General features: G+C 45.0%; 28 protein-coding genes. 7 read left to right on the top strand and 21 right to left on the bottom strand.

Annotated elements, in window-relative coordinates:
• Positions 1 to 2: 2 nt before the first annotated feature.
• From atpA to LDK34_RS04015, 11 genes are all read right to left on the bottom strand, one after another.
• The gene (gene atpA, locus LDK34_RS04065; RefSeq protein WP_017261246.1) at positions 3 to 1,535 is read right to left on the bottom strand and encodes a F0F1 ATP synthase subunit alpha; all 1,533 of its coding nucleotides are present in this window, start codon (positions 1,533 to 1,535) and stop codon (positions 3 to 5) included.
• Between the two features lie 27 nt (positions 1,536 to 1,562).
• Complete coding sequence (gene atpH / locus LDK34_RS04060) at positions 1,563 to 2,108, bottom strand: ATP synthase F1 subunit delta (protein ID WP_017261247.1); 546 nt, start codon at positions 2,106 to 2,108, stop codon at positions 1,563 to 1,565.
• Positions 2,092 to 2,616, bottom strand: a complete 525-nt coding sequence (atpF, locus tag LDK34_RS04055; protein ID WP_017261248.1) for a F0F1 ATP synthase subunit B — start codon at positions 2,614 to 2,616, stop codon at positions 2,092 to 2,094. The genes atpH and atpF overlap by 17 nt, the downstream gene beginning before the upstream one ends.
• Before the next feature lie 47 nt (positions 2,617 to 2,663).
• Complete coding sequence (gene atpE, locus LDK34_RS04050) at positions 2,664 to 2,876, bottom strand: F0F1 ATP synthase subunit C (RefSeq protein ID WP_017261249.1); 213 nt, start codon at positions 2,874 to 2,876, stop codon at positions 2,664 to 2,666.
• A 25-nt stretch (positions 2,877 to 2,901) separates the two neighbouring features.
• Entirely contained in the window at positions 2,902 to 3,606 is a 705-nt protein-coding gene (gene atpB / locus LDK34_RS04045) for a F0F1 ATP synthase subunit A (protein WP_161000782.1), read from the bottom strand.
• Between the two features lie 505 nt (positions 3,607 to 4,111).
• The gene (gene upp, locus LDK34_RS04040; protein WP_017261029.1) at positions 4,112 to 4,741 is read right to left on the bottom strand and encodes a uracil phosphoribosyltransferase; all 630 of its coding nucleotides are present in this window, start codon (positions 4,739 to 4,741) and stop codon (positions 4,112 to 4,114) included.
• A 76-nt stretch (positions 4,742 to 4,817) separates the two neighbouring features.
• Positions 4,818 to 6,056 (bottom strand): serine hydroxymethyltransferase, encoded by a 1,239-nt coding sequence (gene glyA / locus LDK34_RS04035; protein ID WP_236941503.1) that lies wholly within the window; start codon positions 6,054 to 6,056, stop codon positions 4,818 to 4,820.
• Positions 6,057 to 6,159: 103 nt separating this feature from the next.
• A complete protein-coding gene (locus LDK34_RS04030; RefSeq protein WP_178942821.1) occupies positions 6,160 to 7,185 on the bottom strand; it encodes an L-threonylcarbamoyladenylate synthase in 1,026 nt (341 codons plus the stop codon).
• Positions 7,186 to 7,217: 32 nt separating this feature from the next.
• Positions 7,218 to 8,063 (bottom strand): peptide chain release factor N(5)-glutamine methyltransferase, encoded by an 846-nt coding sequence (gene prmC, locus LDK34_RS04025; protein WP_178942822.1) that lies wholly within the window; start codon positions 8,061 to 8,063, stop codon positions 7,218 to 7,220.
• The gene (prfA, locus tag LDK34_RS04020) at positions 8,056 to 9,138 is read right to left on the bottom strand and encodes a peptide chain release factor 1 (protein WP_178942823.1); all 1,083 of its coding nucleotides are present in this window, start codon (positions 9,136 to 9,138) and stop codon (positions 8,056 to 8,058) included. The genes prmC and prfA overlap by 8 nt, the downstream gene beginning before the upstream one ends.
• Positions 9,139 to 9,172: 34 nt before the next feature.
• Positions 9,173 to 9,748: a thymidine kinase gene (locus LDK34_RS04015; protein ID WP_017261024.1), complete on the bottom strand. Its 576-nt coding sequence runs from the start codon at positions 9,746 to 9,748 to the stop codon at positions 9,173 to 9,175.
• Positions 9,749 to 9,962: 214 nt separating this feature from the next.
• Here LDK34_RS04015 and LDK34_RS04010 point away from each other — a divergent pair, with 214 nt between their 5' ends.
• Both LDK34_RS04010 and LDK34_RS04005 read left to right on the top strand, forming a co-directional pair.
• Complete coding sequence (locus tag LDK34_RS04010; protein ID WP_178942825.1) at positions 9,963 to 11,324, top strand: Mur ligase family protein; 1,362 nt, start codon at positions 9,963 to 9,965, stop codon at positions 11,322 to 11,324.
• Complete coding sequence (locus tag LDK34_RS04005) at positions 11,324 to 12,031, top strand: type 1 glutamine amidotransferase (protein ID WP_178942826.1); 708 nt, start codon at positions 11,324 to 11,326, stop codon at positions 12,029 to 12,031. Before LDK34_RS04010 ends, LDK34_RS04005 begins: the two co-directional genes overlap by 1 nt.
• A 109-nt stretch (positions 12,032 to 12,140) precedes the next feature.
• Here the strand turns inward: LDK34_RS04005 and LDK34_RS04000 are convergent, their stop codons facing one another.
• From LDK34_RS04000 to LDK34_RS03960, 9 genes are all read right to left on the bottom strand, one after another.
• Positions 12,141 to 12,725 carry a hypothetical protein gene (locus tag LDK34_RS04000; RefSeq protein ID WP_236941502.1) on the bottom strand — a complete coding sequence of 195 codons (585 nt, stop codon included), beginning with the start codon at positions 12,723 to 12,725 and terminating at the stop codon, positions 12,141 to 12,143.
• A gap of 48 nt (positions 12,726 to 12,773) precedes the next feature.
• Complete coding sequence (locus LDK34_RS03995; RefSeq protein ID WP_178942827.1) at positions 12,774 to 14,132, bottom strand: amino acid permease; 1,359 nt, start codon at positions 14,130 to 14,132, stop codon at positions 12,774 to 12,776.
• A 12-nt stretch (positions 14,133 to 14,144) separates the two neighbouring features.
• Positions 14,145 to 14,564 carry a hypothetical protein gene (locus tag LDK34_RS03990; RefSeq protein WP_178942828.1) on the bottom strand — a complete coding sequence of 140 codons (420 nt, stop codon included), beginning with the start codon at positions 14,562 to 14,564 and terminating at the stop codon, positions 14,145 to 14,147.
• Between the two features lie 352 nt (positions 14,565 to 14,916).
• Complete coding sequence (gene manA, locus LDK34_RS03985) at positions 14,917 to 15,882, bottom strand: mannose-6-phosphate isomerase, class I (RefSeq protein WP_161002457.1); 966 nt, start codon at positions 15,880 to 15,882, stop codon at positions 14,917 to 14,919.
• 91 nt (positions 15,883 to 15,973) lie between these two features.
• Positions 15,974 to 16,981, bottom strand: coding sequence for a serine hydrolase domain-containing protein (locus LDK34_RS03980; protein WP_178942829.1), 1,008 nt, complete (start codon positions 16,979 to 16,981; stop codon positions 15,974 to 15,976).
• A 633-nt stretch (positions 16,982 to 17,614) separates the two neighbouring features.
• Positions 17,615 to 18,295, bottom strand: coding sequence for an ABC transporter permease (locus LDK34_RS03975; protein ID WP_178942830.1), 681 nt, complete (start codon positions 18,293 to 18,295; stop codon positions 17,615 to 17,617).
• A gap of 1 nt (position 18,296) precedes the next feature.
• Positions 18,297 to 19,235, bottom strand: coding sequence for an osmoprotectant ABC transporter substrate-binding protein (locus tag LDK34_RS03970; protein WP_178942831.1), 939 nt, complete (start codon positions 19,233 to 19,235; stop codon positions 18,297 to 18,299).
• Positions 19,235 to 19,879, bottom strand: coding sequence for an ABC transporter permease (locus tag LDK34_RS03965; protein ID WP_178943484.1), 645 nt, complete (start codon positions 19,877 to 19,879; stop codon positions 19,235 to 19,237). Before LDK34_RS03965 ends, LDK34_RS03970 begins: the two co-directional genes overlap by 1 nt.
• Positions 19,880 to 19,881: 2 nt before the next feature.
• Positions 19,882 to 21,153 (bottom strand): betaine/proline/choline family ABC transporter ATP-binding protein, encoded by a 1,272-nt coding sequence (locus tag LDK34_RS03960; protein WP_225439176.1) that lies wholly within the window; start codon positions 21,151 to 21,153, stop codon positions 19,882 to 19,884.
• 138 nt (positions 21,154 to 21,291) lie between these two features.
• Between LDK34_RS03960 and LDK34_RS03955 the strand changes: the two genes are divergently transcribed.
• Positions 21,292 to 21,498, top strand: coding sequence for a hypothetical protein (locus LDK34_RS03955; RefSeq protein ID WP_178942833.1), 207 nt, complete (start codon positions 21,292 to 21,294; stop codon positions 21,496 to 21,498).
• 90 nt (positions 21,499 to 21,588) lie between these two features.
• Positions 21,589 to 22,572, top strand: a complete 984-nt coding sequence (locus tag LDK34_RS03950; protein ID WP_178942834.1) for a LacI family DNA-binding transcriptional regulator — start codon at positions 21,589 to 21,591, stop codon at positions 22,570 to 22,572.
• Between the two features lie 245 nt (positions 22,573 to 22,817).
• Here LDK34_RS03950 and LDK34_RS03945 read toward each other — a convergent pair whose 3' ends face one another.
• Positions 22,818 to 23,828, bottom strand: coding sequence for a zinc-dependent alcohol dehydrogenase family protein (locus LDK34_RS03945; RefSeq protein ID WP_178942835.1), 1,011 nt, complete (start codon positions 23,826 to 23,828; stop codon positions 22,818 to 22,820).
• Between the two features lie 543 nt (positions 23,829 to 24,371).
• Between LDK34_RS03945 and scrK the strand changes: the two genes are divergently transcribed.
• Genes scrK through LDK34_RS03930 form a run of 3 tightly spaced genes read left to right on the top strand, consistent with a single transcriptional unit; the run spans position 24,372 to position 26,488 of the window.
• Entirely contained in the window at positions 24,372 to 25,244 is an 873-nt protein-coding gene (gene scrK / locus LDK34_RS03940) for a fructokinase ScrK (RefSeq protein WP_161004235.1), read from the top strand.
• A gap of 41 nt (positions 25,245 to 25,285) precedes the next feature.
• Positions 25,286 to 26,062: a DUF6198 family protein gene (locus tag LDK34_RS03935; RefSeq protein ID WP_178942836.1), complete on the top strand. Its 777-nt coding sequence runs from the start codon at positions 25,286 to 25,288 to the stop codon at positions 26,060 to 26,062.
• Positions 26,063 to 26,095: 33 nt separating this feature from the next.
• Positions 26,096 to 26,488: a VOC family protein gene (locus tag LDK34_RS03930; RefSeq protein WP_178942837.1), complete on the top strand. Its 393-nt coding sequence runs from the start codon at positions 26,096 to 26,098 to the stop codon at positions 26,486 to 26,488.
• Positions 26,489 to 26,569: the final 81 nt, after the last annotated feature.

The raw sequence follows: 26,569 nt of genomic DNA, 5'->3' as shown, positions 1-26,569 counted from the left end.
ACCTACTTTGTACCGTCAGTGGCGGCAGCTTTCGTTGGTTGGAAAGAATCAGCAAATGCTGAAATTGCAGCCTTCATGTCGTCATCAGCGGGCAAGTTACCAGTCGTCTTAATGGTGTCCAACAGGTCTGCATGGTTAGCGTCAAAATTATCGAACAATTCACTCTGGAACCGTGCAATATCAGCCACATCAACCTTGTCCAAGTATCCATGAGTCAAGGCATACAGAATCACAACTTGTTTTTCAACAGGAAGTGGTTGATGCAGTGGTTGTTTCAACACTTCAATCGTCCGTTGACCACGGTTCAAGCGGTCTTGGGTCGCTTGATCCAAATCAGAACCAAATTGTGCGAATGATGCCAGCTCAGCGTATGAAGATAGGTCCAAACGCAATGTCCCAGCAACCTTCTTCATGGCTTTAACCTGCGCGTCACCACCAACACGAGAAACAGAAGTCCCAGCATCGATGGCTGGACGAACACCTGAATAGAACGAATCTGAATTCAGGAAGATCTGCCCATCGGTAATGGAAATAACGTTAGTTGGAATATAAGCCGAAACATCACCGGCTTGGGTTTCAATGATTGGCAAAGCAGTCATTGAGCCCCCGCCCATTTCGTCACTTAACTTCGCAGCACGTTCAAGTAACCGTGAGTGAGTGTAGAAAATATCCCCAGGATAAGCTTCACGACCTGGTGGCCGACGAAGAATCAAGGAAAGTTCACGATAAGCAACGGCTTGCTTTGATAAGTCATCATAGATGATTAACACATGCTTACCGTTGTACATGAATTCTTCACCCATTGCCGCACCGGCATATGGTGCCAAGTACAACATTGGTGCTGGCTCAGAAGGACCAGCAGAAACGACAATCGTGTAATCCATGGCGCCTAATTGACGTAAAGTTTCAACCTGTGCACGCACAGTTGATTCCTTTTGACCAATAGCAACGTAGACACAGATCATGTCCTGATCTTTTTGGTTAACAATTGTATCAATAGCTAATGATGTCTTACCAGTTTTCCGGTCACCAATAATCAACTCACGCTGACCACGGCCAATCGGTACCAAGGCATCAATCGCTTTGATCCCAGTCTGTAATGGTTCACTAACGGACTTCCGTTGCATAACACCCGGGGCCTTAAATTCAACAGGGCGCGTGTGATCTGTTTTCATCTCACCCTTGCCGTCGATAGGTTGACCTAGAGAGTTCACAACACGGCCAATAAGGGCATCACCTACTGGTACTTCCATAATCCGGCCAGTCCGTTTAACGGACGAACCTTCTTGGATACCATCGTAAGCACCCAAAACAACGATTCCGACGTCATCGGATTCAAGGTTTTGGACCATCCCATACACACCGTTATCGAATTCAAGTAATTCGCCAGCTAATGCATTATCCAGACCATGAGCACGAGCAACCCCGTCACCAACGTAGGTTACTGTTCCCGTTTCTTCAACGGTTAGCTCTTCTTGATAGTTCTCAAGTTGTTGCTTAATCAGAGCGCTGATTTCTTCAGCTTTGATGCTCATGCGGAATTCACCTCTTTGTTTAAAAATTTATCGCGTCAAACTTTGACGGATATGTGCCAGACGGGTACGAATCGAACCATCAATCACAGTGTTGTTACTGTTGACGATCACGCCACCAATAATATCTGGATTAACAATTTGATTTACGTGTACAGTTTTAGCACCGACCCGCTTAGCAATGCTGTCCGCTAGCCGCTGTTTTTGAGTCTCATCGAGACTTACAGCGGTAGTTACATCAGCATAAACTGTTTGGTTTTGTTCATCATAGAGCCGTTTGAACTCATCAATGATTGCGACCGTATCATCCAACCGGCCGTAGTCGAAAAGCATTTGTAAAAAGTTATGAACTAGCGGACTAGTTGAGCTTAACAAAGGCTTCAAGAGGGCTTCTTTCTCGGGGTTCTGTAAACCAGCACCTGTCAAAACCGTTCCCAAATTAGGCACGGATTGAAAAACGCCTTGGACTTGGATGAGCTCATCATAAACCGGTTCCAGTTGCTGCTTTTCGTTTGCCGCGTCAAACATGGCACGACCATAACGACGAGCAACTTGCGATTTAGCGAGTTTGGTCATCTTTTCCCAACCCTTCGATATAAGAATCAATCAATGCCTTTTGATCGTCGGCATTTAATTGCTTGTGAATGATCTTGGAAGCAATCTCAATAGACAAATCAGCCACGTCTTTACGTGCGCTTACAAGAGCGTCTTGACGTTGTTGTTCAATATCAGAAGTTGCGTTCTCGCGTAACTTCTGGGCATCTGATTGCGCTTGGTTAATAATCTTGTCACGTTGTTGATTACCCGCATCCTTAGCATCAGCAACAATTGTTGAGGCTTCTTGATGTGAGTTGGCAAGTGCATCACGACGTTGACTTGCTAAACTTTCTGCATCAGAGCGTGACTTTTCAGCAGAATCAATGTCGTTAGCAATTTTCGTGGCCCGGTCATTCATCATTTTCGTAACGGGTTTCCAAGCAAACACCTTAACTAACCACATTAACAATACAAATGCGACCATATAAAACAGCATATCGCCGTAATCAAAACCCTTTTCAGCCGCTAAAACTAATGGTGAAAACATCTATTGGCACCTCCCTTGTCAGAATTAGTACTTCTTTAGTCTTGAAATTACTTGTTCATAACTAAGAAGGCGATAACGATAGAAATGATTGGCATAGCTTCAATTAAACCAACACCAATGAACATCGTTCCACGAAGTTGACCGGATAATTCTGGCTGACGTGCCATACCATCCAAGGTCTTAGAAATAACCATCCCGTCACCGACACCGGCACCGATAGCTGCCGCAGCAGCGGCAATTCCAGCAGCAATTGCTCCCATAATATTGAATCCTCCTAAGAAATTTTTATTCCTCTACCGTAACTTTCCGAGAAATATATACTGTGCTTAAGGTTACAAAAACATAGGCTTGGATTGCCCCGATAAATACCGAGAATCCCTGCCAAACAATCTCAAGTGGTAACGCTACAATAATCGTTGGAAGACCGTGTGAGAAGGCCATTCCACCAATCAGTTTCAACAACGTCTCACCAGCGAAGATGTTACCGTAAAGCCGCAAAGCCAACGTTAACAAGTTCGTGAATTCTTCGACGAGGTTAATTGGTAGTAATGCTGCAAATGGTTTGAGATAAGAATTTGAAATATAACCACCAAAACCGAACTTAACCACACCCAAGTAGTGAGCCAACGCTAGTGTAACCATAGCCATCGTTAGCGTCACAACTGGATTAGCAGTTGGACTACGAACATAATCAACGCCGTTCACAGAAACCTGTAGGAACAAACCTAACTGGTTAGCGAAGAAAACGAAAAGAAACGCTGTAAACGCAAATAATCCAAGCTGACCACCATCACGTCCAGGTAATTGACCACGAACAATGCCGTTGGTGAAATCAATTATCCACTCCAAAATATTTTGGCCACCGGTTGGCTTCATCGTAATTCTCCTCGATAGGAAGAAAACGACAAAAAACACGATGGCAAACGCAATTGTAATCGAGATAATGTTGGCGGTGTTAAAAGTCAGCCCCAAAAATTGGAAGGAATCCACTAAATATCACCTCTTTCCGTAACCTTAGTTGTGTTGCAATATTGTGAACCAGCTCGTTACAGTTATGTAAAAATAGCCATAAAATCCGAGCCCCTGCTGTTCAAAATACAGAAATATGATACCACCATTGAAAATCAATCGCAAAAGAATTTCGCATTCTCTAATGTCTGATTATTCCTACTCCGACAAAGATTTTAGCGTTTTGCAACCGTTCTCAACAACTTCGAGAAAATTATTTACATTGTTCTCCTTTCATTAACAATTTTTATTAATGAACACTTTTCTGATTGTGAAAGAATTCTAAAAACAACACAATTGGAAAGTGTTCTTATTATAGTTCAGTCACTGCGAATTAGTGTCTAAATCTTTTTTAGTTTGATTATTTGATTACCGAACACGTTGTTAGCAGTACCCCAAGGGTGAGCAAATTAAAAAAGCTTCCTGACAACTGATCATCAGGAAGCTTTAAATCTCTCATTAAATATTAGAATCAGAAAACAAATAACTACTTTGTGCCAAACAAACGGTCACCAGCATCCCCTAAACCAGGCATGATATAACCATCTTCATTGAGCTTTTCATCCAATGCAGCCGTGTAAATATCAACTTCTGGATGAGCCTTTTGTAAAGCTTTTACACCTTCTGGGGCTGCTACTAAACACATGAATTTAAAGCTGTGTGCACCGCGTTGCTTAAGTGCATCAATGGCCATAATCGCTGAGCCACCAGTAGCTAACATTGGGTCAACGACAAAAATCTGACGTTGATCAATATCAGCTGGCATTTTGACGAAATACTCTACGGGCTGCAATGATTCTTCGTCACGATACATCCCAATATGACCAACTTTAGCAGCAGGGATCAAGTTCAAAAATCCGTCGACCATTCCTAAACCTGCACGTAAAATTGGCACAATAGCGACCTTTTTACCGGCCAATTGTTTCTTTACTGTCTTTTCGATTGGCGTTGTTACTTCGACATCTTCCAACGGCATGTCGCGTGAAACCTCGTAAGCCATAAGTGTTGAAATTTCGTTCACAACTTCACGGAAGACCTTCGTGCCTGTATCCCGGTTACGAATTATCGTTAATTTATGTTGAATCAACGGGTGATCAAGAACCTCAAACTTCCCCATCGGATGCCACACTCCCTTTTATTTTCTGAACCTAATTCTAGTCGATTTTAGCTCTGAACGCGAGTGTAATTCTTGATTAATTCACATTAATTGGATGCGCATCTGTTAGTTGACGCACCTTAACTGCTACATCACGGGCCACGGTGGCATCTTCAGGGTGGTGAATGATCGACAGAATCAGTTCTGCAACCTGTTTGCTCTCCGCTTCACCAAAGCCACGAGTAGTAATCGCCGGTGTGCCTAAACGTAATCCAGAAGTAACACGTGGACCAGCGGGATCGTTAGGAATTGCTTCCTTATTCGTCGTGATATCGACAGCATCAAGTAAATCCTGTAAGGCTGCCCCAGTTAATGAGGTACTGGTAAGATCTAGCGTCATCAAATGATTATCCGTACCACCGGTCAAAATTTTAACCTGATCATCCTCATTGAATACACTTGCCATCGCTTGCGCGTTCTTGATAACCTGTTCGCCGTAGACCTTGAACGCAGGCTGCAAGTCTTCACCCAGCGCAGCTGCTTTACCAGCAATCACGTGTTCCAATGGGCCACCCTGAGTGCCCGGGAAGACAGCTGAATTTAACTTTTTCGCGTATTCAGCCTTAGCCAAAATCAGTCCACCACGTGGCCCACGAAGTGTTTTGTGAGTGGTTGTCGTGACAACATCTGCATATGGTACTGGACTTGGATGTAACCCAGTTGCCACTAACCCAGCGATGTGAGCCATATCAACCATAAGCTTGGCGCCAACTGCATCCGCAATTTCACGAAACTTCTTAAAGTCAATGATACGGCTGTACGCAGACGCGCCCGCAACGATTAATTTGGGATGAACTTCCTGAGCCTGTTTTAAAATGGCATCATAATCCAACCGTTGGCTCTCTGGATCGACATGGTAGCCATAGAAAGTATACGTTTTGCCACTGAAGTTAACTTTAGAGCCATGAGTTAAGTGACCGCCATCATCCAGTGCCATCCCCATCACGACGTCCCCTGGCTTAATGAGGGCCATGTAAGCCGCCATGTTTGCCTGCGAACCAGAATGCGGTTGCACATTAGCGTATTCAGCACCAAAGAGTTGTTTGGCACGGTCAATTGCAAGTTGTTCCACAACATCGATATATTCACAGCCACCATAGTAACGGTGACCTGGATAACCTTCAGCGTACTTGTTGGTTAAAACGGAGCCTTGTGCGGCCCGAACGGCATCTGAAACAATGTTTTCAGACGCAATTAACTCAATGGTATGCTGCTGACGGTTCCCCTCGTTGGCGATTGCTTGCCATAATTCTGGATCTGTGTCTTGATAACTCATCGGCAATTCCTCCTTGACAGGTTCAGTAACCTTACGTGATCTGATGGTATTTAATTCTTCAAACCATATCTTCATTTTACGCTAATCGGAAATTATCACGCAATCAGATTTGTGACGTCGTGAAGAAAACATTACCGGCAGACTTCTTTAAACGGTTCATGTACGCCAGCCCAAGTCCGTTGGCTGGGAAACCCTCGGCCAGAATATCTTTAATTTCACCTTCGTCGTCAAAGTGGCGCAATCCCGCAAACAGCAAATGACTAGCGGTCGTCACATTTTGTCCAAGTTCAAATACTTCTACGTTCGTTGGCAATTGCAATCCTGCCAAACGCTCTTTGGTCGCCATCAACCCTATTTGGACAGGCTGCTGACCAGCCCAGTCTAATGCGGACTGCCAATCACCATCGTTAACGATGTAAACCTGGGCGGCTGGCGCGTAGTGTTTGTACTTCATTCCAGGAGCTTTCGGTGTTTCTTTAGCACCAACCTTGTGAACTTCCGTCGCAACAGTTTGCTTAATTACCGCTTCGATTTGTTCAGGTGTGACTGCTCCTGGCCGCAAAATGGCGGGTTGATCGGTTGACATGTCTAATACCGTTGATTCAACGCCAACCTTGGTTGGACCATCGTCAACGACACCCGCAATTTTGCCGCTCAAATCATGTAACACATGATCGGCCGTGGTCGGGCTTGGCTTACCAGACGTGTTGGCAGATGGACCTACCATTGGCCGTCCTAAAGCTTTAATTAACGCCAATGTCGTCTTGTTGGCTGGAAAACGAAATGCTGCTGTGTCCAGACCACCCGTGACGGCTTTGGACAATACATTTGGCTTCAATTTAAAAATCATGGTCAACGAACCTGGCCAAAAAGCCGTCATTAATTTTTTGGCGGCCTCCGATAGTGGTTCTGTTAATGCGGCCACCGTTTCAACATCGGCCACATGAACAATCAACGGATTGTCACTTGGCCGTCCCTTTGCTTGATACACTTGCTTAACTGCTGTCTCATTTGTTGCATCGGCCCCCAACCCATAAACGGTCTCGGTTGGAAATGCAACCAACTGCCCATCACGTAATGCCGCAGCAGCAGCTTCAATTTCCTGGTTTGAAAAACGCTTCGTTTCCATGCCCTTACATCCTCCTGTTCTAAAGTTCCCGTTCACCGTTGAACTCGAATCATTCGATCATGACCGGTAATATCTTGTCGCAATGTCACGTGTGCTTCAGGTAAAGCCGTCTCAAACAAATGTTTGACCGACTTGCCTTGGGCAAAGCCAATCTCGAAGTACGCAACGCCCTGGTCTGTTAAGCAGTCGGCCAGTTGTTGTGCAATCCGTTCATAGATTGCTAAACCTTGGTGATCCGCAAATAACGCTTGATGGGGTTCATAATCTAACACATTTTGATCCATCAAAGGTCGCTCATCCTCACTAATATATGGTGGGTTGCTAACAATCAGGTCAAACGCCTTATCTTCCACAGGTTGAAACAAATCGCCAACCTGCCAACCGACGTTTGCTCCTAGCGATTGTGCGTTTCGCTTAGCAACCTGAATGGCAGAATCACTAATGTCTGTTCCTGTTACCTGCCAGTGTGGCCGTGCTAATGCCATGCTGATGGCTAATGCGCCACTACCCGTGCCAATATCCAAGACACTTTTAGCGACATCATCATGATCAGTCAACACCCAATCAACAAGTTCCTCAGTTTCCTGCCGGGGAATCAATACAGCAGGTGTCACCATAAATGAATGTCCGTAAAACTGGGTCTTTCCGATCACATATTGAGCAGGCTCGCCTTTTGCAATCCGTTGGACGGCCTGCTGATAGGCTTCCCACTGAGCTGCCGTCAGCACATCTCTTAAACGCATCAATAACTGGGTTCGCGACCAATTAAACAAATCCATCATAATACTGGCCGCTAAGTTGGGGTCAGTATTTTTTAACTGTTGGTCAAAACAAGAAGAAGCCCACTGCTGGGCTTCTAAAATAGTTGGTTTATCCACGATTTAACTCATCCATCTTTTCAGCCTGTTCGTTTAACAGCAAGGCATCAATAATTTCGTCTAACTCGCCGTTCATCACGCGATCCAATTTGTTCAAGGTCAAATTGATTCGGTGATCCGTAACCCGGTTTTGGGGGAAGTTGTACGTCCGGATTCGTTCCGAACGATCCCCAGTTCCCACAGCGCTCTTACGTTGCTCGTCGTATTCGCTCTGTTCACGAGAAGCGTAATAATCGTACACACGCTGTTTCAGAATTTCCATCGCCTTAACACGGTTTTGCTGCTGCGACCGTTGATCCTGCATCGACACAACCACACCGGTCGGAATATGCGTCATTCGAACGGCCGAACTTGTTTTGTTAATATGCTGACCACCGGCACCGGATGAACGAAACACATCAGTCCGGATGTCTTTTGGATCTAAGTCGATATCAACATCCTCGTACTCTGGCATCACACCAACAGTTGCGGTACTAGTATGCACACGACCAGCAGATTCTGTCACCGGAACCCGTTGAACCCGATGTGCACCATTTTCAAACTTCAGTTTGGAATAAACTTTATCGCCTGTGATCATCAGGACAATTTCTTTAAAGCCACCCACTTCAGTCGCATTTTCGTCGATGACTTCTACTTGCCAGCCTTGCTTTTCAGCATAACGAGAATACATGTTGAATAAGTCCGCGGCAAATAAGCTGGCTTCATCACCACCGGCAGCTCCGTGAATTTCCATGATGATGTTCTTGTCATCATTTGGATCCTTAGGCAGCATCAAAACAGTGATTTCCTGTTCCAACTGGACTTTTTCGTCTTCCAATTCTTTTAGTTCTTCCTTAGTCAGCTCTTCCATGTCAGGATCAAGCTTTTCATGAAGTAAATCATTATCGTCGCTGATTTCATCCATCACTTTACGATAACGACGGTATTTTTCGACCGTTTCACGAATGCTCCCCTCTTCTTTGGACAGCTTCATAAAGCGATCTGAATCCGCAATGACCTCAGGGTCGCTCATGAGTTCGTTAAGTTCCTCATAGCGGTCCGACACGGCCTGCAGTTTATTAAACATTTCATCCATAACTTCTGTCTCCTACTTCGCTCGTTCTGTCAGTTTACTTCTGTAAAGGCGGGTTAAAATAATGCTCACGGCACACTGGATAATAACTTTCATTTCCGCCAATCTGGACCTGTTCACCCTCATAAACGGGCTTATTATCGTGAAAACGGAGATTCATGATCGCCTTTTTGGCACAGAACCAACAAATCGTTTTCATTTCTTCAATCTTGTCAGCGTAAAGTAATAGGTATTTTGATCCCTCAAACAATTCGTTGCGAAAATCATTCTTCAGTCCAAACGTCATCACCGGAATGTGCAGTTCATCCACAACCTTAGTTAACTCCAAAATGTGGTGTTTTTGTAAAAATTGAGCTTCATCAACCAGCACGCAAGACGCTTCCGGATCAATTTCATTAACGGCCTCGAAGACGTTAGTATCTGCTTTAATGGTGTGAGCTGGACGCTTCAAACCAATTCGGCTTGAAACGTAACCTTCACCATCACGAGTATCCACGGCACTTGTCATAATAATGACGGACTTGCCTTGTTCCTCGTAATTGTGCGCAACTTTTAAGATTTCAATCGTCTTACCTGAGTTCATTGCCCCGAACCGGAAAAATAACTGTGCCATGCGATGCCTTCCTCTGTCAAAAATTTTATCGCTTTCCATTATACCGAATGGACCAATGCTTGAACAGCACGACGGCCAAACATGTTTGAACTTGCTTTTTCTGATCAAGAGATTAAGTAGTTAGTGAATTCATTAAAACTGAGCATCCGTCAATGGGTTTTAGACGAGATGTGCTAAACTGGCTAAAGTTAATTACAGATTAAAGGAGCTTTTCATGTCATTACGAAGCGGGGTTGCCACAGCAGTTGGCAAGACATCATACTGGTTTTTACACACATTTATGCACGGTGGTTCATCATTGCCTGGCAAACTAGCAGCTCGGATTGACCCCGAAATTTTGAAACATTTGGGTCAAAATTATGATGTCATCGTGATTACTGGAACAAACGGAAAGACACTGACGACTGCCCTAACCGTGCGTGTTTTACGCGAAAAATACGATCATGTTTTGACAAATCCCACTGGTTCAAATATGGAACAAGGTATTGTCGGCACATTTCTTCATGCCAAACGGTCACGGGGGCAACGGCCACTAGCTGTCTTGGAAGTGGATGAAGCAAACGTTATTAAAGTAACGCGCTACATTAAGCCCATTGCGTTTGTGTTCACCAACATTTTCCGTGATCAAATGGATCGTTATGGTGAAATTTACACGACGTACAAAAAGATTATTGATGGCGTGCGGCTTGCACCTGAAGCGACTATCATTGCGAATGGTGACGCTCAACTCTTTAACTCAGTTGATCTGCCTAACCCCAAAATTTACTACGGCTTCAATCACCTCCCACAAGGTGATATGAAGGCACCGACGAATACGGATGGCATCCTGTGTCCAAAGTGTCAGCACGTTTTGCACTATCATTTTATGACTTACGGTAACTTAGGCGATTACTTCTGCCCTAACTGTGGTTTCCACCGTCCAGAACTTAACTATGCAGTTACTAAATTAGGTGCCATGACACCAACTGCATCAACGTTTGATTTGGATGGGGAACCATTTAAGATCGGCATCGGTGGTTTATACAATATCTATAACGCGCTCGCCGCGTACGCCGTTGGTCGTTTTCTCAATGTAGAACCTGCTCAAATTCGCCAAGCTTTCACCAGTGATGAACGCGTCTTCGGCCGCCAAGAGGTCGTTCACGTCGGCGATAAAGACGTTACCTTGATTTTAATTAAGAATCCCGTTGGTGTGAACCAGGTTATCGACATGATTTTAACGGAACCTGAGGACTTCTCATTCGTCGGCTTACTCAACGCCAATTATGCTGACGGTATTGATACTAGTTGGATCTGGGATGGTGAGTTTGAAAAGCTTGGTACTGCCGGTACTGGCGAGAATCCCAAAATAAAGGCATTTTTGACCGGTGGCGAGCGCTATAAAGACATTACGTTCCGACTCAAGGTGGCTGGTATCGATCAACCGATGATTGAACCTGACTTAACTAAGGTCACTGCCAAGATCAAGGAACTGCCAACAAAAAAAGTGTATGTACTGGCAACCTATACAGCCGTGCTACAATTACGTAAACAATTAGCCAATGAAGGTTTGATAAAGGAAGGAATGGGTGCTTAATGGCTAACTATCATTTAACAATCGCCCATCTTTACGGCGATCTGATGAATACCTATGGTGACGTCGGTAATATTTTAGCAATGCAGTATTACGCCAAAAAAATGGACGCTGATGTGACGACTAAGTTGGTCAGTCTCGGTGATCCATTTGATCCTAATGATTTTGATATTGTTTTCTTTGGCGGTGGACAAGATTTCGAGCAAACCATCGTGGCTAAAGACCTACCAACAAAGGCGGCAGCTATTACCGACTTTATCGAAGACGGCGGCCCTACCCTAGCTATCTGCGGCGGCTTTCAATTACTGGGCCAATATTATATTGGTGCAGATGGCGAGCGGATTACTGGAACCAAGTCTATGAGCCACTATACGAAGAATCAACATGACCATCGTTTTATCGGCGATACGATTATCAAAGATGAACAAACTGGTGAAGTCTATCATGGCTTTGAAAATCATCAAGGAATGACATTTCTTGGTAAGGATGAGGCGCCACTAGGAGTTGTCTCTGAAGGTGCTGGTAACAACGGTGCGGATGGCACTGAAGGTGTCCACTACAAAAATGTCTATGGCACCTACTTTCACGGTCCCATCCTGACTCGGAACGGTGACATTGCTAAACATCTGCTAGTCGCCGCATTAAAGCGCAAGTATCCAGACCAAGATTTTAGTGAACGGGAAAACATGGTTATTCCAGCAACGTTCTAACGTTTACAAGAATTCAAACAACTAAAAACGACACAGCGTGAAAAATCACGCTGTGTCGTTTTTACGTTACGCTAAAGCCAAGTTTCAAAACAAACACTTTGACAACTATCTATGCTCTCGCATGTGGTGCAGCCAACTGTGGCCGTTCACCATTTCGAGCCTGGACCCAGTCGTCGTTGTCCCACTCTTCTGTAGCACGGCGACCACCAAAGTAATCCCATTCGGAATTACGCTCAACTTCAACAATCTTGTTACCGCCAGCAACCGTGACCCAATTATACGACCCATTCTCATGAGCGAATTTGACCCACAAAACTGGGAACTGGTGCTCCTCGCCATTAGCGTTCACATAAGAACGTTGCTGATTTTCCACAACCAGCAAAGATAGACCGCGCGCAAAATCTGGATCCGTATCGGTCCAAACATCTTCGGCCAACTTCTCTGCCTCCTGAGTGCCCGGCAATGGCTGATCAGGTGCCTGTGTATAGTTGTGGTAACTTTGTAAGTCCTGACCATCGTTTGCATAGATAGTGGTTACCTGTGCACCATGTAATAAAAACGTTGGCTGCTCTTGATAGCGTTCAATCGTGATTGGTTCGCCGTTCCGTTCATGCGATTCAGTTGAAATCAAAGTATAGTCGTCTGGAATCCATAAGTAACGTGATTTATGATCCTTTAATTGAACAAATGCCATGTTGATTTCCTCCCATTCATAAACCGGCATTGTTGCTTACATTGCGCGTTATTTCGTCCGTCGAATAATGTCTGTCTTTGTTCGTTTGATGATAAACAGCAAAACCAGCCAACCACCGACAACAAAGACTGACACAATTGTTAACGCATTAAATAACATCACAATGACAACAAATGCCAAAAAGCCCAGTACGAAATAGTCACTTACAGGTGTTAAGGGCGTCAAAAACGTCCCGTCACCGACACCTACCTTCTGCCGGTATCGCAAATGAGCCACAACAATCATGACCCAGACAAACAAGAAACAAGTAGTCGACATCGTTGCCAAAATCGTAAAGATTTGGTTGGGAATGATGCCATTTAAAATTAATGCAATGACGATAATTCCCGCCGAAAAGGTCAGTGCGTTGCCCGGCACCTGTGTCTTAGATAAACGGCCCAGCTTAGCAATTCCTCGACCATGATAGCGATTCGTCAAGGTATAAAGCATCCGACCGGTCGAAAACAGCGCACTGTTACAAGCCGATGCTGCCGCAGTGATAACCACAAAATTAATAATGCTGGCGGCGGCCGGTATTCTAGCAGCTGCGAATACTTGAACAAACGGGCTTTGGTTCGCATTGGCCACCGTCCACGGAATGATCGTCATGATAATGAATAGTGCACCGACGTAAAACAAAATGATTCTTACCGGCAGTTCATTGATTGCCTTGGGGAGAATCTTTCGGGGGTCTTTCGTTTCAGCAGCGGTGAGACCGATTAATTCAATGCCAGCAAAACTGAAGACAACCATTGGCAACGCGGTCACGAAGCCACGCCAGCCGTTTGGCATCAGCCCACCATGACTGACCAGATTCTGCAAACCAACGACCCCGTTAGCCGTTCTGACATGCATGACAATCATGACCGTACCAATGATAATCAATAAGATGATGGCCGCCACTTTGATCAAAGCAAACCAAAATTCCGTTTCACCGAACAAACGAACTGTGATTAGGTTCAGTCCCAGCAAAACCAGCAACAATACGAGCCCTGGTAACCATTGAGGCAGCGAAGGCCACCAGAATCGAAAGTAAAGCCCAACAGCAGTCAGTTCGACCATCGCCGTCACTAGCCAACACAGCCAGTATGTCCACCCTGCGATAAAGCCAGCCGTCTCTCCTAAATATTGGCGAATAAAATCGACAAATGAATTAAATCGTTCATCAGAAAGAAGCACTTCGCCTAGCGCACGCATGATGATAAACGTGACTACCCCCGTTAACATATAACTCAGGAGAATTGACGGTCCCGCCAAATGGATGGCACGGCCAGATCCTAAAAACAGGCCAGTGCCGATGGTGCCACCAATTGCAATCAGCTGAATTTGGCGATTGCGCAGATTACGCGCCAGTTGTTGTTGTGCCATACAGATGCCCCCTTACTGTGAGCCTGCCGACCACGGTGCCCGTTGGAACAACGCTAATGCCGCCGGTCCGTCCAAATGCTGCGTTTGATAAATAAACGCATCGTCTTGCAATCGATTATATAAATCTAAGTCCGTCTCACGCAGATGAATCATATCTGTGACATTGATTTCAAACGGTGAAAAAGACCCATCATCATTAATGACTGTCAGAAAAATGCTATGGTGACCGACAGCCGCCAGCATCGCGGAAATATTATTCTGTAGTCCCTTTAGGAATTGTTGCTCAGCAGGTGCCACGTCATCGTCAATCACAACACCGGCGAGTTGATGCTGATACTGCGCCGCGACATCATCTGTTAACGTGTCGTGTTCCACGAGCTGCTTCATTCGTTCATACATCATCATAAGTTGATTAAGTGCCGAACTTGGCATAATTGTCACCTTCTTGTCCCTTTGTCAGTCTCACTGAACCTGCTTAAATATCAGATTCACCATGTAGCCTACCCATTTTCAAAAATGACAGCCATCAATGATAACTACATTTTCGATGCAAACATTAATTTCTTTATTTCAATTGGTAAGTTCGGTTGATTTAATTTAGTTCCCGTCGCTAATCACTAAAACCACTATTTTCCGAATAGGTTTACTTGGCAAAATTAGCTTTTACGCTTGATTGATGGGTACACAAAAAGACCTGCTACATGTTAGTAACAGGTCCGGTTGACTTCTCAATTGTTCAATTAATGCTACTTCCAGTGACAGCGATTGTGAACTTTAATCAGCACTAAGCCTTAGCGCCGGGTTCGCTGGCGATGATTTGCACATCACCTTTAACGGTCCATTCCTTGATGCCAAACGGAATAATGAAGTGCATTCCCTTAACCAGGGTGTATGGCTGCTCACCGGGAACAATCAGTTCACCACGGCCATCAAGTACAGATGCCAAAGTGTAAGGCGCCTTGCCACGACTAAAGTGGGCTTCTCCACCGTTTGTCCGCCATTCATAAACCGCAAAGAATTCAGAGGCAACGAACTTTGTGATTGTGGCCTTGCCAACTGTTGTTTTTGTAATATCAAGCTTTGGATCAACGTGCGGTACCGTGGTCACATCGATACTTTGTTGCTTGTGTAATGGGCGTTTGCGACCCTTAGCATCCGTCCGGTCCCAATCGTAAACACGGTACGTTGTGTCCGAACTCTGCTGTGTTTCAAGCACCATGATCCCAGCGCCGAGCGCATGGATCGTGCCACTAGGAACATAGAAGAAATCGCCGGCCTTCACCGGTACTGTTCGGAACAACTTGTCCCACTGGTCATTATTGATCCAGTCAGCGAGTTGTTCACGAGTTTGTGCATGATGACCGTAATAAAGTTTTGCACCCGGTTCTGCGGCAATCACGTACCAACACTCAGTTTTGCCAAGTTCATGCTCATGCTCTTCCGCATAAGCGTCGTCTGGATGAACTTGCACTGACAGGTCCTCGTGGGCATCCAAAATTTTTGTCAATAATGGGAACACATCACCCTTAGCATTGCCAAATACTTCACGATGCTGAGCCCAAATCGTGTCCAATGATTCACCTTTGAATTCACCATTTACAACCGTTGCGGGACCATGTGGATGAGCAGAAATGGCCCACGCTTCACCGGTGTGATCCGTTGGAATATCATAATTAAAGCGGTCGTGAAGACCAGTGCCACCCCAAATTTTTTCATGGAACACTGGAATCATAAACATTGGTTCAGTCATCAAACGCACCCCTAATTGTAATTAATTTGGATTTAACCCACAGCTGGGCTATACACTTCTTTCAGTTTAGCACAGTGTGTCGGCCGTTATTTTAACCACCAGCAACTTCATCCAAAAAGGTTCGGTATAACGACGGTCGCCACTCAATAAAGCGGTGATTTTTTTGGCTCGGATGCACTCGATTTGTCAATAACACTAACCCCTGTTTCGTAACCCGATCCAAAATGATGATGGTGCCGGTAAACCCCGTGTGAAAACTGACCAAATGTGTGTTATCCGAACTCGCTAATAAATTCCACCCTAATGAACGGCCCAAGTCGTGCGATGGTGTTTGATCTGTCCGCAACAAGTCACGCGTCTTGGCAGCCAAGACGTCGTCACGATCACTTAAAAACCACTGTGCAAAAGTTGTCATATCAGCTAATGACGCAAACAACCCAGCAGAGCCGCAATGCTTGCCTAAAATAGCGGCTTTCGGATCATGAACACGTCCGCGAATCAGACCTTGTTGAGTCAATTCGGTTGGCACACTGTTTGACGGATCTGGTGTAAATGTCGCCGCAACCATTTTCAGCGGTTTCAAAACGTGTTCCTCAATAATCTGTTGCACTGGTTGATGATACACGGCTTCCAACACATAGCCAATAAAAATCAGGCCAATATCGGTATAATGGTCGCGCTGTTCAAACGTGTCACCGACTGGCAACTGTAATAACGCTTGTTTAAGCTGATTGGCGGGCAACTCATTACGATGTGGAATGTATCCCGCAACCGCCGACGTATGCGTCAGCAGATCCCGTAGTGAAATGCGTTTATCATGCCATCCAGGAACGAACTGGGCCAATTTATCATCGACACTAAGCTGACCTTGCTCAACTAATTGTAATAATGCCGTCGTGGTACCAACTACCTTAGTCAACGAGGCCAAATCGTACAGCATCCCCGTTTTTAACGGTTCATGTTCAGGCCACCACTGGGCATCACCCTTCACCTTTTGGTACACTTCTGAGCCATCGATCAACGCGTAACTGACCCCGGGTACAATCTGGTCATCCAACAAGTCCTGAATTACACGTTGCGTTTGTTTGTAATCACGCATTTACTGTCACCTTTTTCAATAAAAGGCGCTGTCGTCAACTACTTCAGTGAACAACAACGCCTAGCACTCAATTTAAATAACAATCCTCATTAGCTAAAAATCCTGAATTTCCTAGTAGCTAAATCATAGTAATGTAGCAGCCGTTACGCTAATCGGAAACGCCGTTCCATGGGACCGGGTTCAACCCGCACAAAACGCGGTTTTCTCCCTTGATTATGAGCCGTCAAACCACGTCTCATAAGTCATCCCGCAACACTAAGCGGTTAAATTCTCGCCGCCAAGTGTTGCCGACACGGAACTCTGTTTCCGGTCAGCTCCACTACTACAAGAGTTAAAATTCTACAAATTTCCATTTACATATTTTGCACGCAAACCTGTCACTTTGTTAACCGGAGGGCGTCAACATTGATACCGAGCCGTGAAAGTTGTGTTAATTCGAATGTTTCTCTCGAATTTACACAACGGACTGTCGTGAAGACTCGGATTTTCACGAGGCTTTACGGCGAGGTGAAAGACCGCGAATTTCGGGCTCGACCCGGTCCCACGGCGGGTGTATCAATGTTGACAACCGTAAGCGTAATCCACGCTCATTAAAGTAGTGGCGCGCCTAGTTATTGAAGTTACAAATACTGTCTACTCTTCTGCACCCTGCGCATGATTGCGTCGTGCCGAAGGATCAAATAGCTTTTGTAGCCAACCCAACACTGCGTCGGAAACAATGGCCATTAAAGCGGTCGGTAAAGCGCCAGCTAAAATGATTGCACCACCATTTGTGGCGTTCGTGCCCCTGATAATGATATCACCAAGACCACCAGCACCAACGAACGAACCAATCGCAGTGATTCCGATTGCCAGCACTAAAGCGTTTCGAATGCCTGCCATAATAACAGACAACGAAAGCGGCAGTTCAATGTAACGCAGCACTTCAAGACGGGTCATCCCCATCCCCTTGCCGGCATCCAGAACATCTGGATTAACGTTTAACATCCCGGTATACGTGTTTTTGATAATTGGCAATAACGCATACAGAAACACTGTCACGATAACGGTATTCACGCCAAGACCAAGGCCAAGCATTAACACCGACAACATTGCTAGAGACGGAATCGTTTGAATAACATTGGCAATTCCGATTACCCAGCCACTCAAATGACGATTACGGGCAATCAAGATGCCAATCGGAATACCAACGATTGCAGCAAACAACACGCCATAAATCGAAATAAGGAAGTGTCGGTTAAACTGACTCAAAACATATAAGCCATTATGCTCAAAATAATACAGTAATTGTTGCCATATATTTAGCTGACTCATATTACCGGCCCCCTTCAAAATAATGATGTTGATGCAAGTAACGTTGGGCAACCGTCGCAGGTTCCTCAAGATTATTATCCACTTCATAATTCAACTTCTGCATCGTGTTCAAACTGATTTTGCCGCTCAGTTTACGCAGTGTCTTCTTCAGTTGGGGATACTTCTTTAAGGCAGCATCATTGGCCACAACGCTACAGTTATAGGGCGGGAAGAAATTCTTATTGTCCTTTAAAACCTTTAAGTTATAACTCTTAATTCGCCCATCTGTAGAATAGCCTAACACAGCATCCATCCGACCTTGTGACAACGCTTCATAAACCAAACCAATTTGCATGGGATACAAATCGCCAAACGAAAACCCATAAGTCCGTTTGAAATCGGCGTAACCGTCGCCATGACGATTCTCCCAAATCGGATCAATTCCCACTTTCATCTGACTCGCGTGTGACTTTAGGTCACTAACTGTATTCACATGATTCTTTTTGGCATACTCTTTCGTCACCATCCACGCATAAGTATCCGCAAATCCATAGCTCGGGAAGTACGTCATGTGATAATGCTTCTTAAAGTATTGATGAACGTAAGCATCCGTTTGGGCCTGCGTGCGAGAGCGGTCAATCTTTTTACCCATGATTGACTCTAAATCCGTTCCCGTATAACGCACCGCAGATAAATCCGCATCGTTACGCTTTTGCGCGTTGAAAGTAACGTTACCTGAACCCAAGTTTGAAACAATCGTTGCCTTATAATTCGTGTCATGCTCAATCAGATCTTTCAGCATTTCTGCCATGATCTGTGATTCCGTTGTCGACATGGATGCGATCCGAACTGTCCCTGTTGACGAGTTGTTGAGACCGGGAAAACCACAGCCACTCAAAAGCATCACACCAGCTAGCGCAACAATGACTAATGACCAAACTTTTCTTTGTAAATGTCGCATTAGCTTTGACCTCCTTCATCGCCGGTAACCCGCGGTGTTAGAGCCTTTTCTAGCAGACCCAACAAATAATCCACAACTAGCGCCAAAATAATAACGGGAATCGAGCCACCAAGAATCAGGTCCCCCCGGTACAAGTTCAAACCGTTGAAGATAAAGTCCCCGAGGCCACCTGCTCCGATATAAGAAGCCAACGTTGCCCACGCAATGACGTAAGTGCCTGACAAACGGACGCCAGCCATAATCACCGGCGCTGCCAACGGTAACTCGACCATTCGAATGGACTCAAGTTGGCTCATGCCCATCCCTTTGGCAGCATCCAAGACACTGGGATTCACATCTTCTAATCCTAAGTACGTATTTCTTAAAATCGGTAACAACGAATAGATAAATAACGCAATGATAGCTGGTTTAGCACCGATACCAAACAGTGGAATCATCAATGCTAGTAGAGCCATCGCCGGTACCGTTTGTAAGACACTGGCTAGCCCAATAACAATTCCAGCAATCTTTTTAAAGCGTGTCAACAAAACACCAAGTGGAATCGCCACGATTACGCCAAGAAACAAAGAAATTCCTGAAATATACAGATGCTGCCACGTTTTAAAGATTAATTGGCCACCAAAATTTTGTAGGAAGGTGATCATCATTAATCACCCACCTTTGTCTCATCGGATGTTGTTGTACCAGCAGATTCTGCACTGGCTTGCTGACCTTGGGCAGACTTAGCAGTTTGACTCATGGCACTGTCAGAACTCGGTTGAGTCGTCCCCGTTGTCTCCTGATCATCATTGCCTGTACTTTCCAATTTATCATCAACAAATAGCGCATCGTACACGATGTCCACCAGTGCAGCCCGCGTCACGATACCGACCAGCTTGCCATCGTCGTCCACAACAGGGACGTTTTTATAACCGTGTTTCAAGATACGATCCACGGTATCACGAATGACCGCATTCTCATTTACATAGAAAATGCGTTCGTTAAAAATATCACCCAGTTGTTTGGTTGGTGAGTAGTTATCGTTTAGGGTCTCAATATCCACAAAGCCACGCAAATGATTTTCTTTATCCGTGACCAGTAGCGTATCAACCCGTCGGTCATGCATCAGCTTCAACGCTTGAACCAAAGTTGCTGATGAAACCATCGCAACTGGCGTTTTTAACATCACCTGACCAACAGTGGTGATACTTGGCTTAGCCTGAATAAGGCGGTCACGGCCAATCAGTTCCTCAACGAAGTCATTGGCCGGGTGGCGCAAGATTTCTTCTGGCGTGGCCACTTGAACCATTTTTCCGTGAGACATCACAACAATGCGCGTCGCTAACTTCAACGCCTCGTCCATGTCATGCGTAACAAACACAAAGGTCTTACCAGATTTCTGTTGCAGATTTTTTACAAGATCCTGTAACATTTCACGCGTCACGGGGTCCAATGCACTAAAGGCTTCATCCATCAGGATAATGTCCTGATCCGCTGCTAATGCACGGGCCACACCGATTCTTTGTTGCTGTCCACCAGATAATTCAGCTGGATAACGATCTAGGAAGCTGTCTGGTAGTTCCACCATCTCAATCATTTCTTTAGCCCGTTGATTACGTTTGTCCTCAGACCACTTCAATAAGCGAGGCACCAACGTGATGTTGTCACGAATCGTCATATGCGGTAACAAACCAATATTTTGAATCACGTAACCAATTCGACGTCGCAATTGAACCGGATTCATCTTGGAAATGTCCTGACCTTCAATCTGGATCGTGCCAGAAGTTTGGTTTAGCATCCGGTTGATCATGCGCATGGTCGTTGTTTTGCCGGAGCCAGAGGTCCCGATAAAACAGATAAACTCGCCTTTTTCAATTTCCAGGTTGAAATCTTCAACGGCAACCTTATTACCGGAGTATGTCTTGTTTAAGTGGCTCATCGATAAGAACACGGTTATTCACCCTTTTTCTCTAGTTTTAAAAATTTACTTGCCTAAATTCATTAATTAATTGATGTTACCTACCACCCTAACGTGTTCAGCGTGTAAAATGCAAGAAAAGAGGAAGGATTGGTCAGTTTGTCTCAACAAGAGCTTCATCAGCACCTCGACGCCATTCAACGACGGTTGGTAATCGCCGCTGTTCTGGCCTTAGGATTGTTGGTCGTCCGAATGTTTATCATCAACACTTTTATTATCGTTGCCTTCTGGGCATGCGCCCTTTACGTGCTGGTCTTGTTTGGCCTGTGGCTGTGGTTGGAGTGGCAATTGCTGTTCCGCCACTAATCCAGCTTATTGAAAGTAACCGAATATGCTAAAATTAGTTTAATCATTCACAATGATGGGCACTTAGTGTTGCAAACGGAGGAAGTTAACATGGCAAAACACGTAACGTTAGCAGATGTTGCCAAGCGCGTCGGGATGGCCCCGTCGACTGTTTCTCGCGCTCTGAGGGATAGTCCCCGCGTGACACCTGCCACGCGAGCACGAATTCATCAAATTGCAGAAGACATGAACTTTCAGCCAAATACGTTGGCGCAAAGTATTCGTAACCAACAAACAGACACAATTGGCATCATTGTCAGCAACATTCTTAATCCCTACTTCACGGAGCTTCTTCGTGGCATCGGCGATGAACTAGCTTTGTCCGGCAAACGCATGGTGCTGTTTAATACGGACGAACAAGCCGCTAAAGAAACACGTTTTTTAAATGCACTGACCGGTCAGATGGTCGACGGCTTAATTATTGCCAGTACTGGTGGGATTGATAATTACGATAAATTAACGCAAACCACGCCCACTGTTTTCGTGGACCGGGTGCCCAACGCAGACAGCATTCATCACTATGACGCCGTGTTGACGGATAATCCGGTAGCTGCCCGTGACCTGACCCAACGCTTGATCGATGCCGATAGCAAACGGATTGGTTTCATCGGTAGCCAGGTCGCTTTTTCAGCAATCGAACGTCTCAACGGCTACCAACAGGCGCTCACGGACAATGGTTTGCCGGCCAAACGTAACCTCACCCGCCAAACGGACTATACCCCTGCTGCCACGGCCAAAGCGCTCAACGAACTCCTACAACAAGAAAAAATCGATAGCCTGATAGTTGCCGACAGTGTTATCCTCAGCCAAGTCATGAAATTGCTCAAACAACAGGGAAAACTGGCGGGCTTTAAGTTGGGTACGTTCGATTACCTCAGCTGGTTTGATTACCTCGACGTGGATCTGGTTGCCGTCCAACAGTCGACATATGCGATTGGTCACGCCGCTGTGACAACTTTGCTTAATCGAATTGCGACACCGACTGCACCAGTTACGACCCAACGCTTACCAGTCACGTTGCACCAAAACTTTTAATATTCGGTCGTCGAAGTTGGCCCCGGAATGGAACCATCATTGACGGTCCAAGGAAAAGGCAAGCCACAAATGGTGGTCAGTATCCATTTGTAGAAATGCAATTAACCTTAAACACAGATTCGGATCATCGCTAATTAAATAGATCCTGTAGTAAGTAAAAGCACGCGTTCTCCTCACTCTTTAGTGAAGGAACGCGTGCTTTTTTGCATACAGCAAAGATTTAATTCTATAAAAATATTGCTTTACTATTTAACACTTTCGCTGACGTTCACGATGGCTTTGTTGACTTTGTGATCAAACTTGCCACCAAGAAAATCAGCAACTTGATCAAACGTTAATTCATCTGAAATTAATGATTCAACTAACTCCTGATGACCTGCCAAAAATGCCAGTGAATCTTCAAAAGCGTATGGATTGATGAAGGAACCTTTAATTGTCAGTTCTTTTTGGAAAATGTCGTAAGAGTTCAGTGCGAAAGTTTGATCTGGGTTAGCAACCCCAAACATCAAGACCTGACCACCCTTACCTGCAGCGTCAACTGCGGCAGCCTGAGTCGCAGGCGCACCAACAACTTCAACGACCACGTCATAACCAGAAGGAACAGTTTCAGTGCCGTTGTTATAAACGTTCTCAGCACCCAAACGTTTCATCAGGTCACGTTTTTGATCATTATGACCACTAACGTCAACATGTGTCACACCCAATGACTTAATCATCGCTGTAAAGAGTTGCGCGATAAAACCATCACCAATAATTAACACGTGTTGTGCAGGATCTAAATCCAGTAATTTCACCCCATGCACAGCACAACTAACTGGTTCGGTTAAAGCAGCCGCTTTAAAAGAGAGTTCATCAGGAATTGGGTAAACGACAGATTCTGGTGCAGTAACAAATTCTGCAAGTCCACCGTTCCGTGTTACACCGACGGCTGACAAGTTCTCACACAATTGTGGACGACCTTCACGACAGTAACGACAATGACCACAGTAAATGTTGGGGTCAATTGTCACCCGATCACCAACTTTAATTGTCGTGACGTCAGCACCAACTTCGACCACTTGACCTGAATTCTCATGACCTAAAACGATTGGTGGCGTTGCTTGAGCCGAACCTGGGAGTCCTTGGTAAAGATGCGTATCCGTGCCACAGATGCCTGCATATTTCATTTGGATTTTTACTTCATTGGCTGGAACCTTGGGTGCGTCGATATCACGCACATTCATCTCTTTTAAGCCTTCAAGAACAAGTGCCTTCATTTCATAAACCCCGTTTCTGATTTGTATGTGAATTTCATAACATTCGTTATTGTAAAAATTTCCCGCGGATGAAACAACCCACTTTTAAGGCAAATTAGGCCAAATTGACCCCAGTAGTCGACCATGTCCAAGCAGTATCTTCCCTTACTTCAGGCCTGTTACTTCAATGTTTTACTCACCTTCATTGCGTTTAAAACAAACGTTTGTCTCTATTGTTTTTAACCAGACCACATGAAAACGATTAACCATTTTCATACTGATTTTTCGCCTTTCAAAGACAAACGTTTGTCTCGGTGCTTTGACCGTCCATTGGCTTTCACAGCCGCCTAATTGATTTCCTTTACCCCCTTTAAAAGCCCATCACAACGGGAGTATAACAATCAACATGGTTAGTGATTAAGTTAACAATATCCTCAAATAAAGATTGTTCTCCTTTCTGTGTGTGGCTATGATTAGACATTGTAATCGCTTACAAGTTTTAAATTAATCATTCACATTTTTATTTCAACTACATTTACTGAGTATCAGAAAGGAAGCATCACTATGTTATTAGGCAGCGTTGAAGCAGGCGGCACTAAATTTGTTTGTGCCGTTGGTGACGAAAATTACCGTACGAAGGATATTGTTAGTTTCCCCACGACCACGCCGGCGGAAACCCTCCAAAAAACGATTGACTACTTTCGTCAATTCGACATTAAAGCACTATCGGTGGCCTCATTTGGTCCAATTGAACTACGCCGTAACGATCCCAAGTACGGTTACATCACCAATACACCTAAGCCTAACTGGGCAGATACAGACTTCATCGGCACATTAAAAGAGGCTTTTGACATTCCCATGTTTTGGACAACTGACGTCAATGGTTCGGCTTATGGTGAGTACGTTATGTCGACGCTAACCAATGAACGAATCAACTCATTGGTTTACTACACCATTGGTACCGGTGTTGGCGCCGGCGCCATTATTGATGGCGACTTTCTTGGCGAAATGGGGCATCCAGAAATGGGCCATGTGCGTCTCAAACGTCATCCTGATGACCTCGATTTCAAGGGTATTTGCCCATTTCACGGCGACTGTCTTGAAGGCTTAGTCGCTGGGCCAACGTTTGAAGCTCGAACTGGCAAACCTGGCAAGGAAGTCCCGTTAACTGACCATGTCTGGGACATCATGGCGTATTACGTTGCCCAAGCAGCATTGCAGGTCACGCTAATTATGAGACCCGGCAAAATCATTTTCGGTGGTGGCGTGGTTAGCGAGCCATTTTTAAAGAAAGTTCGACAACAGTTCAGTGAACTTCTGAACGACTACGTTAATGTTGGTAATCTTGACGATTACATCGCCATGCCTGCCATTAAACATAACGGCTCAGCGACACTGGGTAACTTTGCATTAGCATTGCGAGAACTACAAGCATAACGCGTTTCTTTGGTCCTATATTTAAGTGAGGAGTTTTCAACATGACGACACAATCAAACAATGGTCGGTCCATTTCCATGGGATCTTCAATCGGCCTCTTCGTTCTTTCATTGGTAATTAACTCGGCGGGAAATGTCTTAACTTTGGTCACGTCGTCAAAGATTCACCCATCTTTTCTTGGTTCCGCGTATTGGACGGCTGCTGAAGCCAATTTAGGGACTGCCATTCACTGGAATCTATTCTGGGCATTCCTTATCTTTGGGATGCTGACCACCGTCTTAAACGCTATTTTGGTTGGCAAATGGGAATGGCGCCGGGCTCTCGGCAACTTGATTTTTATGGTGCCCTTCTCAGCCTTGATTCAACTATTTGCGGATTTCTTTAACGGTGTTTATCCACAACTATTTGCTGGTCTCCCGCAGGCCCATGGCATTTGGATGATTAGCTTTTACGTCATTTTAAATTTTCTCGGCGTTGCACTCATCGCTATCGCAATTTCAATTTACCAACGCGTCAACCTCGTTTTGCATCCAGCAGATGATTTAATGCAGATTCTCCGTTTCAAATACTGTCGTGGTAACGCCAACCTAGCCATGTGGGCTTCTTACATTCCACCGACCATCATGGCCATCATTGCGTTTGCCATCACCCGCGACTTCACTAATTTTGGGATTGGCACCCTGTTTGCCTTCGTCTTCCAAGGCGGCATCACGGGAATCGCAGACCGTGTTGTGTTCCCCAACTTAAAACATCAAGCGTTGGATGTTGGCCATGCAGAAAGCGCCACACCATCCCCTTCGAAACAAACGAATGCTTAATCAAAAGTCACTCAAACTTGAAAGGATATCATTATGAAAATTACAGATTTTATCGACGACGTTCAACACGTGGGTATTCCAACAACAGATTTATCTAAGTCCATTGCTTTTTGGGAATCACTCGGTTTTACCAAACGGGGCCAATTCAAGAATGGCGACGGTCAAGTTGCTTTCATGACACTTAACCACCTCACTATTGAAACTTGGACAGCTGATGAAACGCCAATGAAGCCTGGTGCAATCAATCATATTTCCCTAAATACTAGTGACGCTGATGAAGCATTCATCGCTGCTAAAGACGCCGGTTTCACAATGATTGACCACGAAGTTCAATCACTGCCCTTCTGGGACCACGGGATTAAATACTTTAATATCCAGGGACCTAATGGTGAGATTGTTGAATTTTGCCAAATCCTCACTGCATAAAAACAGCATCACAAAAAGTTGAATATAAAAACCACAAAAAAGTTTGCCAATTTAAAACGGCAAACTTTTTTTGTGGCCTAC

This window comes from Furfurilactobacillus milii (assembly GCF_021654115.1).
GTDB classification, from domain to species: Bacteria; Bacillota; Bacilli; order Lactobacillales; family Lactobacillaceae; genus Furfurilactobacillus; species Furfurilactobacillus milii.
Note: the sequence above shows the minus strand (reverse complement) of the source record. Positions and strands in the feature narration are given on the sequence as shown.